The following is a 15,462-nucleotide window of genomic DNA, read 5'->3' on the forward strand; positions in this document are numbered from 1 at the left end:
GCCCGCCCCACCGCCGTCTTTACTTCACCAGTTCACCCGCACGCCGCGATGATCTCCTCCATGTCCTCCACCGCCGCGTGGACCCCCTCCGTGAGCATCACGCCCGCCGGGTTCAGCATGACCTCGTCGACGCCGCTGCCGCGGTACTCGGCCAGGCGCTCCGCGATCTCCTCCGGAGTGCCCGTGACGACCACGGAGTGGTCCAGGAGGGCCGTCGCCGTCGCGGACGGGTCCGCCGGGTCGAGGGGGACGCCCGCGCGGCGGAGCATGTCGGCGTAGTGCGGGCCCTTGAGGTGTTCCCCGGCCCCGGCGAGGGCCGTGCGGCGCAGGTCGCGGCCCGGGCGGGCGACCGCGACGTGCACGGCCGTCGCGACGCGCGGGCGCGCCGGGCGGCCCGCGGCGTCGGCGCCCTCCTGCAGCGCCGGGACGAGGACGTCGCGGAGGTACGCGGGCGGCGTCATCCAGGTGATCGCGACATCGGCGACCTCACCGGCCGTACGGGCCATGCCCGCCCGCAGCACGCCCGCCCCGACCTCCACCGGCTCGTGGTCCAGCGGCAGCAGCCTCGCGTCGAGGCGGTGGTACGGGCCGTCGTGGTCGACGGCCTCGCCGTCCAGCAGGGCCCGTACGGAGGTCAGGTAGTCGCGGACGGCCGTGCGGGGACTCTTGTACGGGCTGCCGGTCAGGGCGGCCACGAAGTCGGGGGTGCCGATGCCGAATCCGGCCACCACCGGCCGCCCCGTGAGCAGCGCCAGCGAACGGGCCTGGTGCGCCGCCTCGTACGGATGGCGCAGCGGCATGACACCCACGCTCGTACCGACGGACACGTCGCCGTACCCGGCTCCGGCGAGGTACGCCAGCACCTGGTGCGGCTCGGCCTTGAAGGACTGGCACAGCCACAGGCGCCGGGCGCCGGAGCGCTGCACGAGCGCGGCGAAGGGGGTCACCAGGTCCGGGTGGTCCGGCTGGAGGGGGTAGAGGACCGCAGGGGTCGTGCTCTTGCCCGTGTTCACGCTCACCGGGCCGTTCCTTCCTGGTCGTCGGCCGTGGCCGTGTCGTCGGCCGTGGCCGTGTCGTCGATCGTGGCCGTGTCGTCGATCGTCGCCGTCAGCGTGCGCGCCGGCTGCAGGAAGCCCGCCGCCGCTTCGGCCACCTGGGAGTGGGTCACGGCGCCCAGCGCCTCCGCGTACTCCGGCAGCCAGTCCACGTCCAGGCCCCTCGCCACGAACCCGGCGAGCGCGCTCGCCTCCTCCGCCCGCGTCGCGAGGGCGAAGCGGGTGAACCCGGCGGCGTAGCGGCGGACGCGCTCGGTCTCGCGGGGCGTGGGGCCGTCGTCGGCGAGTTCACGCAGGACGTCCCCGACCTCCGCCGCCATACGGTCCGCCGTGCCCGGGGCGCCCGCGCACTCGATCTCCAGCCAGCTGCCCGCGGCGTTCTCGCGGAGGTCGGCGGAGACCGCGTAGGCCAGCGCGTGCCGCTCCCGCAGCCGCCGGGTGAGCCGGGACGAGGAGTGGCCGCCGAGGACGAGCCGGGCGAGGTGGAGCGCGGCGTGACCGGGGTCGGTGGACGGTGCGGCCGGGCCCGCCGTCAGGAGGAGGGCCTGTCCGGCGCCCGGGTGCTGCAGGGCCAGCCGGCCGGGCGTGGGCTCCGCGCGCCGGAAGGGCGGCAGGACCAGGCCGGACGGCCCGCCTGTCCACGGGCCGAGGTGCTCGGTGACCAGCTGCAGGACGTGGTCAGGGGCCGCGCCCGTCATCACCAGGAGCACCGATCCCGCGGGGACCACGGCACGGCGGTGCAGGGCGTACAGCTCGTCCGCCGTCACCGGTGACGGCGGCGCGGGCGCGGGCTCCGCCGCCAGCGGGTGCGGGCCGAAGGCGTGGGTCAGGACGGCGCGGCGCAGGACGGTCCGGGGACCGGCCGCAGGTACATGGCCGGCCACTGATCTCCGTACGGGCGACGGCAGTTCGTCCTCGCGGTAGGCCGGGCGGACGAGCAGGTCTCCCAGGAGTTCCAGCGCCCCCGGCAGCCCTTCGGACAGCACGCTGACCGACAGCAGCAGCTGCTCCACGGTGACGACCGTGGACAGTTCCGCGCCGAGGTCCGCCGTCCGGTCGGCGACGGCCTGACGGTCGCGGGTCGTGCTGGCGGTGCCCAGGCGGGCGGCGAGCCGCTCGCGTACGGGCGCCTCCCGCGGATCCGTCAGGGCGTACGGGACGACGAGCCGGATCTCGGCCAGGGGCGCGCCCGGGGCCTCGACGGCGACGACCTGCAGGCCGTTGCCGAGCGTGCTGCGCGCCGAGGGGCGCTTCACTGGGTGCCTCCTACGAGTTCGGTCACGCCGTACGGTGCGGTGAGGAGCCTGCGGGCGGCGGCCGACACCTCCGCCGGAGTGACGCGGGCCAGCTGCCCCGGCAGCGCGTCCGGACCGTTGCCCGGAGCGCCCTTGCCCGGAGCGTCCTTGCCCGCAGCGTCCTCGGCGGGGAACAGCAGGGCGGCCCGGCCGTGCGCGACCGCCCGGGCCGTGAGGGAGTCCGCGTGGCGGTGGCAGTTCACCAGCAACGCGTTGACGGCGCGCCGGTGTTCGACGTCGGAGGGAGGGGCATCCGCCGTCTCCCGCAGGATCTCGCGCCAGGCGTCCACCGCTTCTCCGACGGCGGTGCCGGGCGCCCGCCCCAGCAGGACCATGGCCAGGTCGGGCGCAGCCGTCGCGAGCCACTGCCCGTAGTAGCCGCAGTGGATGCTCGCCGCAGTGAGCCGGTACCGGGCATCCGCGCGTACGGCACGGGAGAGGCGTCCCCGCCCCAGCAGCTCGGCGAGCACCACGTGCGCGAGGTAGGCGTCCCGCTCGCTCACCGCGTCCGGGAGGGGGTGGGCGAGGGCGACGCCGGAGGCGGCGTACGGGATGCTGCCCGGTGCCGCAGGTGCCGCGGCGGGTGTCACGCTCTTTCGGGCAGGCCCCGCAGGTACTCCCCCGAACAGCTCCGCCACCCGCTCCGCGACCCACGCGGCTTCCACGTCCCCCACGACCGTGAGCGCCATCGCCCCGGCCGTGTAGTGCGCGCGGTGGAAGGCGAGGGCCTCGGCGGCCGTGGCGTGGCGGAGTTCGGCGACCGTGCCGTAGCTGTCGCGGCTGCCGGGGTGGAGTGAGGCGTACGCCGTGTCCCACAGCCGGCCGCCGCCGACCGCGCCCCGGATCTCCTCGCCGATGATCTCCGTCTCGGTGCGGACGGCCGCGTCGGACGGGGCGAATTCCAGCAGGCGGCGCGCCTCGCCCTCCAGGATGCCGGGGAGGGCGTCCGCCGGGGCGACGGTGTGGAAGACGGTGTGGTCGCGGTGGGTCTCCGCGTTGCACATGCCGCCCGCGCCCTCGACCCGGCCGATGTGACCGTCCCGGTCCGAGTCCGGGTCCGCGTCCGTGCCCCGGGGGAACATCAGGTGCTCCACCAGGTGAGCCGTGCCGTGGCGGCCCGCGGGGTCGTGGTCGCCGCCCGCGGCGACGGTGAGGGCCACGGCGACGAGCCCGCGGCCGGGCCCGGCGTCGGGCTCGACCGTGAGGCGCAGGCCGTTGCCCAGCCGGCGGGTGAGGACGGCGGGGTGCACAGCGGGGCCCACAGCGGGGTGCACGGCAGGGTGCACGGTGGGCGGGTCCGTAACCCCCCTGCTCACAGCGGCCGGTAGACGGAGACGACCATCTTCCGGCTGTCGCCGCCGTCGAAGGGCTGCTTCTGCCAGCCTGCGTAGCGGTCCGCGAGCTCCAGCCGCGCGAGGCCCGCCAGCAGGTCCAGCTCGCTGGGCCACAGGTACCGCATGACCGTGGTCGCGGACTTGGGCGCTTCCCCGTCGAGGAAGAGGGTGTTCTGCATCATCATGTTCTGCGAGGCGGGCAGCACCCCGACGGACTCGATCATGGCTCCGCGGGTGCCGATCGGGTACGTGTTCACCTCGTTCTTCTTCTGCACGTGGTAGTCGCTCGGGTCGAACGTCTCGATCACCACGTGCCCGCCCGGCGCGGTGTGGCGGGCGACGGCGTGGATGAGGGCGATCTGCTCGGCCGGGGTGACGGCGCAGCACAGGGCGTTGAACGGGGCGAGCACGACGTCGAAGGTGCGGCCGAGGTCGAGCGTGGCGAAGTCGCCGAGGACGGGGGTGATGCGCCCCTCCGGGTCCTTCTCGGCGAGGCGGGCGAGCATGCCCTCGGAGGCGTCGACGCCGTGGACGGCGAAGCCCTTGTCGGCGAGCGGGAGCGCCACCCGGCCCGTACCGACGCCGAGTTCGAGGACGCTCACGCCGGGCTCGGTGAGGGTGAGCAGGAAGTCGCCGATGTCCTCCAGGTCGGGGGTGCCCGGGTAGATGTCGTCGTAGACCTCGGCGAGGGCGTCGCTGTAGGCGGCGGTGATGGCGACGGCGAAGCCGCTCATGCCGGCTTCGGCACTGTCGGTCACTACGGCCTCGTCGGTCACTGCGGTGGCGGTGGTCATGTCGGCTCAGCTCCCGGAGACGTGGTGGTGGGCGGGGCGGGCAGGGTTGGCGGAGGAGGGCGAAGTCAGGTTGCGGTCGGGCCGCCACGGGTCGATGCCCGCCTCGCGGAAGGACCGCACGATGTGGTCCTCGCGGGTCCCGGCGGCCGCGTCCCGGCTCAGGGCGTGGTCGATGAGGGCGGTGGCCAGGGCGAAGGCGCGGTGCTGGCCGAAGCTCATGCCGTCCTGGCCGGGGCGCGGGTCCTCGGGGTCCCAGGACGCGGCCACGCCCGGTGCGAGCCGCTCGGTGAAGACGGAGGTCTCCGTGCCCTTCCCGGGGAGCTCTGCCACCGCACGGACGACGGCCTGCTCGCCCGGTACGTGGTCGCCGTGCAGGTAGACGACGACGGCGTCGCGGCGCGGGTAGTCCTGCGGGTCGGAGAGGACCTTGGCGTGGTAGCGGGCCTCCGCCCGCTCCAGGGCGGTCAGGGCGACCCCCCACAGGACGACGGCACTGTCCGCGTCGGCCGCGTGCAGGAAGATCCGGCGCACGGCGCCCGTGGGGCGGGGCAGCGCCCGCGAGCCCATGACGTAGAAGAAGCCGGGGGAGAGCGCGGGCCGGGCGGCTTCGAGGGAGAGTTCGACGGTCTGGCCGGGCTCGGGGGTGCCGGGCGTCAGCAGCCGGTCGGCGGGGACGCGGGCCGTGACCTCGGGGAGGCGGACGATCAGCTGGTCGCCGCTGCCGTCGCCATCGTCGCCACCGTCGGCGCCGGACCCGCGGACGACCTCGATCAGCTGCCCGCGGGTGGGCGTGCGCTCGTGCGGGACGGCGGCGGCCAGGCGGCGCTCCAGGCCGGGGTCGCGCAGGCTCCGCCGCGGCGGCGTGTCCGCGTCGCGCGCCTTGCCGTCACGGCCCGCGTGCAGCTCCTCGTAGAGCGCGTTGGTGAGGCGTCCGCGCAGGTCACGCGGGCTGTCGGCGGAAAGGGAGCGCCCGGCGACGGTGGCCTGGCAGCCGTCGCCCCGGACCGAGACGGTCTCAAGGGCGGCGGCGAGCCCGGGGGTGAGGCCCCGCGCCGGGACAATCGGGGTGTCGGTCGTGTCGACGGTGTCGGTCATGAGGGTCGTGAGAGTCATCGGGAGCTCCCGGAGGGCTGGGTGAATCCGAGGGTGGCGACGGCGCCCGCCGGGTTGAGTAGCAGCGTCCGGCCGATGCCCGCGGCGGCGCGGGCGACCGGGTTGAGGGTCGCGTGCAGCTCGGCCGTGGCGAGCAGCCGGTCGAACATGTGCCAGCCCGCGAAGGCCGCGGCCCGCTCGGCGAGCCCGGGGTCGGGGGTGTGCTGTTCGAGGTAGCCCTGCCAGAAGGCGGTGATCCGGGGGGTGTGGCGGCGCAGGCTCGCCGCGCCGCGCTCGATGATCTCCGCGTGGTCGAGGCCGAACCCGGCCGCGGGGCCGCCCTGTTCGGCGCCCGGGGCGAACACCTGGTACGTGGCGTGGAAGAGCCACTCACCGGCGAAGGCGCCGACGTCACGGGCCGGGTCGGCGAGCCGGAACTCCTCCCAGTCGCAGAGGTAGAGCGTCCCGTCGTGCCGCAGGAACTGGTCGAAGCGCAGGTCGCAGTGGGTGGGTGCATGCGGTGCGGCGTGTTCGGCGGCGCGCAGGGCGTACAGCGCGGCGATGACGTCGGCGTCGTCCTGCACCAGCCGCCAGGCGGCGATCTGGCCCATGCTGCGCTCCTGCACGGCACTCCACGGCAGGGCTTCCAGCCAGGGCATGGGCGGGAGCGGCGCTTCCTCTGTGTCGATGGCGGGGGCGTCGATGGCGGAGGCGTCGTCCGTACAGCCGCCCGCGCCCTCCTCCGGACCGGCGGGGAGCGCGTGCAGGGCGCCGATGGCCCGCCCCGCCTCGCGGCAGAGCTCCTCGTCGAACTCGTCGTCGAGGGCGAGCTCGGAGCCGGAGCGGGCACCGGGCAGCAGCCGGTAGACGCCGACGGCGGCCGTACGGTCCGAGCCGAGGTGGGCGGGCGTGCGCAGCGGCGAGCCGGCCGGCAGGCGCCGGGCGAGGCCTTCGAAGGCCAGGGCGCGCTCCAGCTGGGGGCTCCCGCCCTCGGGCGTACGGGCCACGGTCTTCACGAACACCTGGTGTCCGCCGCCGGTGCGGCCGGCCCAGTTGTCGTTGCGGCCGCCGAAGGAGGTCAGGCCCTCGGTGGCGAGGCGGCCGAGGCCGAGCCGTTCGAGCAGGGCGTTCACCTCGGGCGAGGCGTCGAGGTCGGTGGGCTGGAACCGCTGCAGCGTGGGCTGTTCGGACGCGGTGGCCGTCTCGGACATGGTCGCCGTCTCGGACATGGTGGTGGTCATGACGTTCCTCCGGGGACCGCCCGGCGGCCCTCCTCATCGATCAGCTCGGCAGTGAAGGCGATGTAGTCGTGCAGTTCCTCGCTCCAGTCGCAGTAGGAGGCGAAGTCCTGCATGTGGGTGACGACGCGCAGGACGGCGGCGCGGGCGACGGCCGCCGGGTCGGGGCCTCCGCCCGGACCCGGGCCGTATCCAGCCAGCAGCACCTGCCGCAGATCCGGCCCGCCAACGGTGTCATCGGACCCGTACCGCCCCGCCGACCAGGCGAGTTCGGCGAGGTCGCCGAGCAGCCAGCCGAGGTCGAGCGCGGGGCTTCCGGCGGCGAGGTCCTCCCCGGTGAGCAGCGCGGTCCGGCCCCGGTGCAGGGGCGGTATGAGCGCTCCGAGGGAGGCCCCGCCGTGGATCAGCGAGGGGACCGGCGGCTCGACGGCCTCCTCCCACCACGCACGGACCCGCTCCAGCCGGGCGGATCCCCACGCGGCGAGGGTGACCTCGCGCAGGCGCGCCGCACCGGGCAGAAGCCCGTCCGCACCGTCGGCACCGTCGGCCCACGCGCGCATCCGCCGCAAGGACTCCGGCGGCCCCGGGGGGAGGCCGGGCGGCAGCGGCGTACCGTGCAGCGCGCGCAGGGAACGACCGGCGGCGGCGAGGGCGTGCGCCGCCAACTGCCGTGCCCCCGGCCGCGGGTCGGCCAGCCAGGTGACCGCGGACACCGCTCCCGGCGCATGGTGAAGCAGACCGTCACCGAAGGAAACAGGGGTGACGAGCAGCGCGGCGCCGGGTACGCCGGACAGGTCCGGTACGGCCGCCGCGGCGGGTGCGGCGAGCGGGCGGGGGCGGAGCGCGCCCGGCCGGTGCCACCAGACGAAGCCGCCGTGCGCCGAGCGGTGCACACGGGTGTGCTGGAGGCCGGTGACGTATTCGCCTACGAGTTCGCCGGCGTCGTCGGGGGGCGTCACGGCTGCGGCTCCGGTTCCGGTTGCGTCAGCCTCGCCTTGTACGCGGCACACAGCCGGAACAGTTCCGGCATGGGCGCCGCACCCCCGTCGTCCCGCTCACCCGTGGTGGCGCTCTCCGCGGGCACGGTCGGGGCGACGACGACTCCGGGGCGGGCGCGCAGCGCCGCCAGATGACCCTGGACCACCGGGCTGTGCTGAGCGGCCGGCGGGAGTGCGGGGGCCACTCCCACCACGGCCCGGGTGGTCTGGAGGGCCAGCAGCACGGGGGTGTCGGCGAGCCCCAGTGCGTACCGGCTCAGGAAGTGCACCGTGGCCGGGTGCACGAGGACGAGGTCGGCCCAGGCGGCGAGTTCGACGTGCGGGGCCTTGCCGGGCGGCGCGCAGTCCCAGTCGTCGGTGAAGACGTCCTGGCGGGAAAGGGCCGCAATGGCGTCGGGCGAGACGAAGCGGCGGGCGGAACGGGTCAGGGCGATCCGTTTCTCCAGCGCCGGAAAGGAATCCTGCAGCCAGTTGATCCAGAAGGGCAGGAAGGAGACGCTGAGCGCTCCCGTGCCCACCACGAGGACGCGCCGGAATCCGGCGTCGGGAATTTCCATGGCACGGGCCTCCTTCGGTGGGCCTGGAGAAAGTGAACTTCTGAGGATCGGGGGCCGGGGCCGGGGGCCGGCCGGTGCGGTGTACGCGCCCGGCCGGCCCCCGCGGCTCACGGAGTGATCAGCACTTGCTCTCGATCGTGCGGGCGGTGAAGGAACCGATCGCCGCGGCGCACTGCTGCGAGGAGCGGGCGGTGATCAGGCCGGCGCGGATCGCCCACGGGATGGTGGGGCTGAAGGCCGGGGCGGCGTCCTTGCCGTCGTACAGGCCCAGCTCCTCGGCGGAGGTGTAGGCGGTGTAGCCGTCGAACAGGTCCTTCTCGGTGACGTTCTGCATGATGAATGTCTCCACATTCTCAAAGTGGTTTCCGGGAGCGGGAGTTGGTGTCTTCCGACCCGGTGTCCGCTGCGGACAGGTAGATATTCACCCGGCCCGGAACGGCTCCGCTATTGCCACTAGCGGCCATGCCGCAAAGGGCATTGCCCGACCCGGCAACGCCCCCAACGGCATTGCCCCGCATGGCATTGCCGCACCCGGCATTGCCGCAACCGCCAATTTCGCGCGCCCGCGTAAGGGAGCTAGAACTACGAGGGTGAAATCACCTGAAGCGCACGACACCACGACCGCCCCGCGGCCTCCGCTGCGCGCCCTGCTCGCGTACGCGCGCCCGCACCGCCGTGTCCTCGCGCTGGTGCTGCTGCTGACTTTGGGGGGCAGCGCTGCCGGACTCGCCCAGCCCATGGTCATCCAGGACGCGCTGACCGCGCTCATGACCGGCGGCAGCCTGCGCAACACACTCCTGCTGCTGCTCGGGCTGCTCGCGGTCTCGATCGGGCTCACCTGGGCCCAGTCCTGGCTGAGCGAGCGGACGGCGGAGCGGGTGGTCCTGCACGTACGCCGCGGCCTGATCACCCGTCTGATCCGGCTGCGTACCGCCGAGCTGGACCGCGTGGAGCCCGGCGGCCTGACGACCCGCGTCACCTCCGACAGCACGCTCGTGCAGCACGCCGCCACCAACGGGCTGATCCAGCTCGTGGACGGCGGCATCCACCTGCTCGCCACCATCGTCCTGATGGGCATCACCAGCCTGCCGCTGCTCGGCATCACCTCGGGCGTGCTCATCGTGGCGGGCGTCTCCGTGGGCGTGGTCATGCCGCGGATCCGCCGGGTGACCACGCGCTCCCAGGAGTCGGTGGGCGACATCGGCGCCGCACTCGACCGCGCCCTCGGCGCCGCCCGCACGGTGAAGGCCAACGGCGGGGAGGCGACGGAGACCGCACGGGCCGTGGCCGCCGCCGAGGACGCCTACCGCGCCGGTCTCGTCGGCGCCCGCTACCAGGCCATCATCGCCGTCCTCACCGGCATGGTCGTCCAGGCCTCCTTCCTGGCCGTGATCGGCTTCGGCGGCGCCCTGGTCGCCACCGGGACGCTCGACCTCGCCGCCCTGATCGCCTTCCTGCTCTACCTGTTCAACCTCGGCGGGCCGATCCTCTCCCTCGTCGGCGGCACGACCTCGCTGCAGCAGGGCCTCGGCGCCCTCGCCCGCATCGAGGAGGTCACGCAGATGGAGACCGAGGACGACGTCGACACCGTGCCCGCCCGCCCCACGGGCCCGCCGCCCCGCGTCGTCCTCGACGGCGTCACCTTCGCCTACCCGGGCCGCACCCCCGTCCTCGACGGCGTCGCCTTCACCGCCCCCGCCGGCAAGGTCACCGCCGTCATAGGCCCCTCGGGCACCGGCAAGACCACCGTCTTCTCCCTGCTCCAGCGCTTCTACGACGTGGACGGCGGCCGGATCCTCCTCGGCGACACCGACATCGCCACGCTCAGCCGGGCCGAAGTGCGCCGCCGCATCGCCTACGTCGAGCAGGACGCGCCCATGCTCGCCGGCACGATCCGCGAGAACCTGCTGTACGCGGCGCCCGACGCCACGGAGGAGCAGATCGCCGAAGTCCTGCGCCAGACCCTGCTCGACACGTACGTCGCAGGGCTGCCCGACGGGCTGGACACCGCCGTCGGCGCCCGCGGCACCGCCCTCTCCGGCGGCCAGCGGCAGCGGCTGGCCATCGCCCGCGCCCTGCTGCGCCGCCCGCAGGTGCTGCTGCTCGACGAGGTCACCGCGCACCTGGACGGCCTGAGCGAGACGGCGCTGCGCCGGACCGTGGAGAAGGCCGCGGAGCACTGCACGGTGCTGCTCATCGCGCACCGGCTCTCCACGGTGACGTCCGCGGACCGGCTCGTCCTTCTGGAAGGCGGCCGGGTGCGTGACCATGGACGGCACGAGGAACTACTGGACCGTGACGAGCTCTACCGGGACCTGGCGGCCACGCAGCTCGCCGTCTCGCACTGACCACGCGCCGTCTCGCACTGACCATCAGTACTGACCACACTGAAGGAGTACCCCCCACATGACACACGCGACCCACTCGACCCACTCGACCGACGCGACCCACTCGACCGACAGCAAGCCCGCCGTCCCCGAGGACGACGAGGCCCTCACCGAGGACGAAGCCCCCACCGGCCCCGTCCATGACGACCGCTTCGGCGAGATCACCGTCCTGCTGAACGACGAGGAGGGCTGGGTGGAGGTCCTGGGCGACGCCATACCCCCGGCCGCTCTGGACCGCGCCGCCGAGGCGGAGACCGACGCCCACGTCCCCATCGGCACCCGCAACGGCGAGCACCTGACCATGACCGTCGACGGGGACGCCGTCGCCCTCGCGCCGGCCAAGGGCAAGCTGTCGCGCCGCTCGTACGCCGTGGACGTCACCCGCGACGGCACCGCGTACCGCCTGGTGCCGGACTCCATCGCCGGCAGCCGGCTGCTGAAGGACGGGCAGCACATCGGGGACTTCTCCTCCGACGGCGACGGCCTGGTGCTGGCCGAGTGGAAGGAGGGGGCGGACGTCTCCCCCGCCGACGCCTCCGTCGGCTACGCGCTCGCCGCGGCGTTCGGCACCGGCGGACAGCCGATGTGGATGGTGGCCATCGAGGCCGCCGCCGAACTGCTCCCGGGGTGAGCGCCCCGCCCGGACCACCATGAAGGCCCCGCCGGAGAACCTCCGACGGGGCCTGTTTGTCCTTCTACGGGCTATGGGCTACGGGCTACGGGATCGCCTACGGGGCTACGCGGCCACCCTGCCGCCCGCGCTGCACAGGTTCCTGATGTCCTCCGCGTACACATGCGACACGATCGCCGCCTCGAACCTGGACCGCAGGTCGAGCTTGCGCACGATGTTCGCGGTGTGGGCGCGTACGGTCCGCTCCGCGATCCCCAGCCGCCGTGCGAGGCGCCTGTTCTGTTCCCCCGAGGCCAGCAGGAGCAGGACCTCCACCTCGCGGTCCGTGAGCGTGGTGAAGTCGTGCTGTCCCTCGGCAATCGCTGATCTCATCCGGATTCCCCTCGTCGGTCTCAGCCTTCCGGCACTCCCCAGCCTGCCAAGGCCGTACGGGCCGGGGCCCGCTCTTCGGAGGCAGCTTCCTGCAACCGCCGCTACAGCTTGCTGCGTCGCCATCGAAGGAATCGCCGTGGCCAGCGGCTTTACCATTGCATTACGCTTTGGGCGATGTACCGGCGGTTACGCACCACGCGCTCGCGACTGACCACGCGACCGACCACGCGGGCCGACCGCCGGCCAATCGCACACGGGGGAACCATGAGCAAGTCAGGCATGGGCATGGGTCTGTTGGGGCTCAGCACGGCGGAAGAGGACATCTACCGGCATTTTCTGCGCAATCCCGGCACAGCTGCCGAGGACATCCACCTGAGGATCCACGCCCCGAAGAACACCGTCCACACCGCCCTGGACCGGCTGTACGGGCTCGGCCTGCTGCGCCGCGCCGGCGACGGGGCCGTCACCGCGGCCGACCCGGAGGTCGCCGTGGACCGCCTCACCGACCTGCGGCTCCGCGAGCTCCACCACGAGCTGCAACAGGTCACCCAGGCCCGCCACCTCATCGCGGAGCTGCGCGTGGAGCAGGGGCTGCGCACCCCCGCGCCCAAGGGCGTGGAGCGCATGGAGGACCTCTCCCAGATCCGCAATCGCATCGACGACCTGGCCTTCTTCGCCCGCGAGGAGATCCTGTCCGTCGAGCCCTACACCGCGCTCACCCAGGAGAACATCGACCACGCCCGGCCGCTGGACACCCGCTGTCTGCGCCGCGGCGTACGGATCCGCAACGTCGTCCTCAAGGAGGCGCTCGACCACCCGCCGACCGTCGCCTACCTGCGCGAACTCACCGCGCAGGGCGCCCGTATCCGCGTCGCCCGCGATATCTCCGAGCGGATCCTCGTCTACGACCGGCACACCGCGCTGGTGCCCGCCGACCCCGACGACACCTCGCGCGGCGCCCTGATCGCCCAGGAGGCGGGCCTGGTCGCCAACATCCTGGCGCTGTTCGAGAAGATCTGGGACCAGGCCACCGACCTCGCCGCACTGATCGAGGAACCGGCCGAAGGGGCCGCCGGGCTCTCCGCCGTGGAACAGCGGGTCCTGGAGTCGATGTGCCGCGTCGGCAAGGACGAGATCGGCGCCCGTGACCTGGGCATCTCCGTGCGCACCTACCGCCGCCACGTTGCGGACCTGCTGCGCGTCCTCGACGCCTCCAGCCGGGCGCACGCCGCGCTGCTGGCGCGGGAGCGCGGCTGGATCTAGCGACCGGATCCGGTGGCCCGGGCCGGGCGGCCCGCACTAGCGGACCGCCTGCCACCCCCGCAGTCCGCCGGCGGCGAGCACACCGGCCAGCCACGCCTCGACGGCGTCGGGGCCCGCGCCGCCGACGGGCTGCACCCGGAGCAGGATCCGCTCCTCCTGGAGCCGCCAACTGCAGTCCCAGCCCGCGGGCAAGGCACCCACGAGCCTGATCACGGCCGTCTCGGGGGGAGCGGCAGTGGGCGCGGCACGCCCCACCACCGCTTCCGTGAACTCTGTCCTCGCCACCACGCCGTCTCCTCCGATTCGTTTTCCTGCGTACACGGCAAAGCCCCGGCCTGCCACATCGCAGACCGGGGCTTCAAAGCCGACTTCTTTGTCACTGCCACCCGTTAACACGGTGACAGACCGGCAGACGGTCGACGACCTTGACCGGTATCCCGCACAGACCGCGCAGCCCGTGCAGCTCGTACGAGCCCTGCGCCGCACGCACATCCGACGGGGCGGACGCGGACGCGGCCGCCGCCGTGCCCGGCAGTGCGAAGACCGCCAGGGACACCCCCGGAACGAGAACTGCGGCGGCCTTCTTGACGAGCTGTCCGGTCTTCACGTTTTCCCCCAACGTCGTTGTCTCCGTGTCTCCGTGGGGAAGACTCTGCCAGCGGAGGCGCAGCGTCCGGCCGGGAAAAGCTGTCAGGTTGCTGCAGTGGACACACAGCTTCATGCCAGCGGCCGGGCACGCGAAAGGGCCGGGTGAGCGCAGTGCTCACCCGGCCCTTCCCGGTTGCGTGTACCGCTACTGGTCGCGGCGGGGCCGCCACACCACCAGCGCGCTCGTCTGCTGGACGTCCGTGTACGGGACCAGGTCGCGGCGGTACGAGGCGTGGACCGCGGCCTCCGCCTGCTGCCGGGCCGCGGCGGCGCCCTCGACGGCGCCCTGCAGCTCGGCGACGCGCGCCTTGAGCGCGGCCACCTGGTTCTCCAGCTCGATGATGCGCTTGATGCCGGCCAGGTTGATGCCCTCGTCCTGGCTCAGCTGCTGCACCTGCCGCAGCTGCTCGATGTCCCGCGCGGAATAGCGGCGGCCGCGCCCGGCTGCGCGGTCGGGTGAGACCAGGCCGAGCCGGTCGTACTGCCGGAGGGTCTGCGGGTGCAGGCCCGACAGCTGCGCGGCGACCGAGATGACGTAGACCGGCGACTCGTCGGTCAGCTCGTACGGATTGCGCCGTCGGCCGGTCCCATCCATGAGGTCACGCTCCCTTCGCGGCCTGGAAGAGCTCTGCCCGCGGGTCGTGGTCCGCGGTGGCCTCACGGTAGGTCTGCAGGGCTTCCCGGGCCTTGTCGCCGAGATCCTTGGGTACGGTCACCTCCACGGTGACCAGCAGGTCGCCCCGGGTGCCGTCCTTGCGCACCGCGCCCTTGCCGCGGGCGCGCATCGTGCGGCCGTTGGGCGTGCCGGGCGGCAGCTTGAGGGTGACCGGGGGGCCGCCGAGGGTGGGCACCTTGATCTCGCCGCCGAGGACCGCCTCCGGGAAGGTGACGGGCACGGTGACGGTGAGGTTGTCGTCCTTGCGGCCGAAGACGGGGTGCGTGCCGACGTGCACGACGACGTAGAGATCGCCGCTGGGCCCGCCGCGCTCGCCCGGGGCGCCCTTGCCGCGCAGCCGGATCCGCTGGCCGTCGGAGACTCCGGCGGGGATGCGGACCTGCATGGTGCGGGAGGACTTGGCGCGACCGCTGCCGTGGCAGACGTCGCAGGGGTTCTCCGGGATGAGGCCGCGGCCCTTGCAGTCGGGGCACGGGTCGGTGATGGAGAAGCCGCCGCCGGAGCCGTGCGAGACCTGGCCGGTGCCGACACAGGTCGGGCAGACGCGAGGCGTACCGTTTTTGTCGCCGGTGCCGGAGCAGGCCTTGCAGGCCGCCGAGGAGGACATCCGCAGGGGCACGGTGGCCCCGTCGACCGCCTCGGTGAAGTTCAGCGACACCTCGGACTCGATGTCCTGGCCGCGGCGCGGCTGGGTGCGCGTGCCGCCGCGGTTGAACAGGCCGCCGAAGACATCGCCGAGACCGCCGCCGAAGCCGCCGGTGCCGGCTCCGCCGCCCCCGCCCTGGGCGCCTCCGAAGAGGTCGCCCAGGTCGAAGTTGAAGGAGCCGCCGCCCGCGCCGCCCGGCCCCGGGCGGAAGCCGCCGTTGCCGAAGAGGGCGCGGGCGTCGTCGTACTCCTTGCGCCGCTTGGGGTCGGCCAGGACGTCGTTCGCCTCGGAGATCTCCTTGAAGCGCTCCTCGGCCTTGGCGTCGCCCTTGTTGGCGTCCGGGTGGTACTCGCGGGCGAGCTTCCGGTACGCCTTCTTGATCTCGGCCTCGGTGGCGTCCTTGGGGACACCGAGAACCTTGTAGTAGTCCTTCTCCAGGAAGTCCTTCGTGCTCATCCTCGGTGTCCCTCCTTCCG

Annotated in this window: 17 protein-coding genes; 3 read left to right on the forward strand and 14 right to left on the reverse strand. The window is 73.6% G+C overall.

What is annotated here, in order from left to right; genetic code table 11:
• Window positions 1–32 precede the first annotated feature (32 nt).
• The 9 genes from lxmJ to lxmA form a co-directional block, all read right to left on the reverse strand.
• Entirely contained in the window at window positions 33–1,019 is a 987-nt protein-coding gene (lxmJ, locus tag IE241_RS29320) for a F420-dependent peptide dehydroalanine reductase LxmJ (protein ID WP_190024867.1), read from the reverse strand.
• On the reverse strand, window positions 1,016–2,311 hold the full coding sequence (locus IE241_RS29325) for a M16 family metallopeptidase (RefSeq protein WP_190024868.1): 1,296 nt from the start codon (window positions 2,309–2,311) through the stop codon (window positions 1,016–1,018). The genes lxmJ and IE241_RS29325 overlap by 4 nt, the downstream gene beginning before the upstream one ends.
• Window positions 2,308–3,624, reverse strand: a complete 1,317-nt coding sequence (locus tag IE241_RS29330) for a M16 family metallopeptidase (RefSeq protein WP_190024869.1) — start codon at window positions 3,622–3,624, stop codon at window positions 2,308–2,310. Before IE241_RS29330 ends, IE241_RS29325 begins: the two co-directional genes overlap by 4 nt.
• 38 nt (window positions 3,625–3,662) lie before the next feature.
• A complete protein-coding gene (locus IE241_RS29335; RefSeq protein ID WP_190024870.1) occupies window positions 3,663–4,478 on the reverse strand; it encodes a class I SAM-dependent methyltransferase in 816 nt (271 codons plus the stop codon).
• A gap of 6 nt (window positions 4,479–4,484) precedes the next feature.
• The gene (locus tag IE241_RS29340; protein ID WP_229899983.1) at window positions 4,485–5,591 is read right to left on the reverse strand and encodes a T3SS effector HopA1 family protein; all 1,107 of its coding nucleotides are present in this window, start codon (window positions 5,589–5,591) and stop codon (window positions 4,485–4,487) included.
• Complete coding sequence (lxmK, locus tag IE241_RS29345; RefSeq protein WP_190024871.1) at window positions 5,588–6,811, reverse strand: class V lanthionine synthetase subunit LxmK; 1,224 nt, start codon at window positions 6,809–6,811, stop codon at window positions 5,588–5,590. The genes IE241_RS29340 and lxmK overlap by 4 nt, the downstream gene beginning before the upstream one ends.
• Complete coding sequence (locus IE241_RS29350) at window positions 6,808–7,767, reverse strand: hypothetical protein (protein WP_190024872.1); 960 nt, start codon at window positions 7,765–7,767, stop codon at window positions 6,808–6,810. Before IE241_RS29350 ends, lxmK begins: the two co-directional genes overlap by 4 nt.
• Window positions 7,764–8,363: a peptide terminal cysteine decarboxylase LxmD gene (lxmD, locus tag IE241_RS29355; protein ID WP_190024873.1), complete on the reverse strand. Its 600-nt coding sequence runs from the start codon at window positions 8,361–8,363 to the stop codon at window positions 7,764–7,766. The genes IE241_RS29350 and lxmD overlap by 4 nt, the downstream gene beginning before the upstream one ends.
• Window positions 8,364–8,481: 118 nt before the next feature.
• Window positions 8,482–8,697: a lexapeptide family class V lantibiotic gene (lxmA, locus tag IE241_RS29360; RefSeq protein WP_179084717.1), complete on the reverse strand. Its 216-nt coding sequence runs from the start codon at window positions 8,695–8,697 to the stop codon at window positions 8,482–8,484.
• Window positions 8,698–8,953: 256 nt separating this feature from the next.
• Here lxmA and IE241_RS29365 point away from each other — a divergent pair, with 256 nt between their 5' ends.
• Window positions 8,954–10,711 carry an ABC transporter ATP-binding protein gene (locus IE241_RS29365; RefSeq protein ID WP_190024874.1) on the forward strand — a complete coding sequence of 586 codons (1,758 nt, stop codon included), beginning with the start codon at window positions 8,954–8,956 and terminating at the stop codon, window positions 10,709–10,711.
• Between the two features lie 58 nt (window positions 10,712–10,769).
• Window positions 10,770–11,381 carry a hypothetical protein gene (locus tag IE241_RS29370; RefSeq protein ID WP_229899984.1) on the forward strand — a complete coding sequence of 204 codons (612 nt, stop codon included), beginning with the start codon at window positions 10,770–10,772 and terminating at the stop codon, window positions 11,379–11,381.
• A gap of 105 nt (window positions 11,382–11,486) precedes the next feature.
• Here IE241_RS29370 and IE241_RS29375 read toward each other — a convergent pair whose 3' ends face one another.
• Window positions 11,487–11,753, reverse strand: coding sequence for a helix-turn-helix domain-containing protein (locus IE241_RS29375; protein ID WP_190024875.1), 267 nt, complete (start codon window positions 11,751–11,753; stop codon window positions 11,487–11,489).
• A gap of 279 nt (window positions 11,754–12,032) precedes the next feature.
• On the opposite strand from IE241_RS29375, the gene IE241_RS29380 reads away from it, so the two are divergent.
• Window positions 12,033–13,016 (forward strand): helix-turn-helix transcriptional regulator, encoded by a 984-nt coding sequence (locus IE241_RS29380; RefSeq protein ID WP_190024920.1) that lies wholly within the window; start codon window positions 12,033–12,035, stop codon window positions 13,014–13,016.
• Between the two features lie 36 nt (window positions 13,017–13,052).
• Here the strand turns inward: IE241_RS29380 and IE241_RS29385 are convergent, their stop codons facing one another.
• From IE241_RS29385 to dnaJ, 4 genes are all read right to left on the reverse strand, one after another.
• Window positions 13,053–13,304, reverse strand: a complete 252-nt coding sequence (locus IE241_RS29385) for a hypothetical protein (protein ID WP_190024876.1) — start codon at window positions 13,302–13,304, stop codon at window positions 13,053–13,055.
• Window positions 13,305–13,392: 88 nt separating this feature from the next.
• Entirely contained in the window at window positions 13,393–13,623 is a 231-nt protein-coding gene (locus tag IE241_RS29390; RefSeq protein WP_190024877.1) for a hypothetical protein, read from the reverse strand.
• 186 nt (window positions 13,624–13,809) lie between these two features.
• Window positions 13,810–14,259, reverse strand: coding sequence for a heat shock protein transcriptional repressor HspR (locus tag IE241_RS29395; protein WP_190024878.1), 450 nt, complete (start codon window positions 14,257–14,259; stop codon window positions 13,810–13,812).
• A 4-nt stretch (window positions 14,260–14,263) separates the two neighbouring features.
• On the reverse strand, window positions 14,264–15,442 hold the full coding sequence (gene dnaJ, locus IE241_RS29400; RefSeq protein ID WP_190024879.1) for a molecular chaperone DnaJ: 1,179 nt from the start codon (window positions 15,440–15,442) through the stop codon (window positions 14,264–14,266).
• Between the last annotated feature and the right edge of the window lie 20 nt (window positions 15,443–15,462).

Source organism: Streptomyces hiroshimensis, assembly GCF_014650335.1.
Taxonomy (GTDB): Bacteria; Actinomycetota; Actinomycetes; order Streptomycetales; family Streptomycetaceae; genus Streptomyces; species Streptomyces hiroshimensis.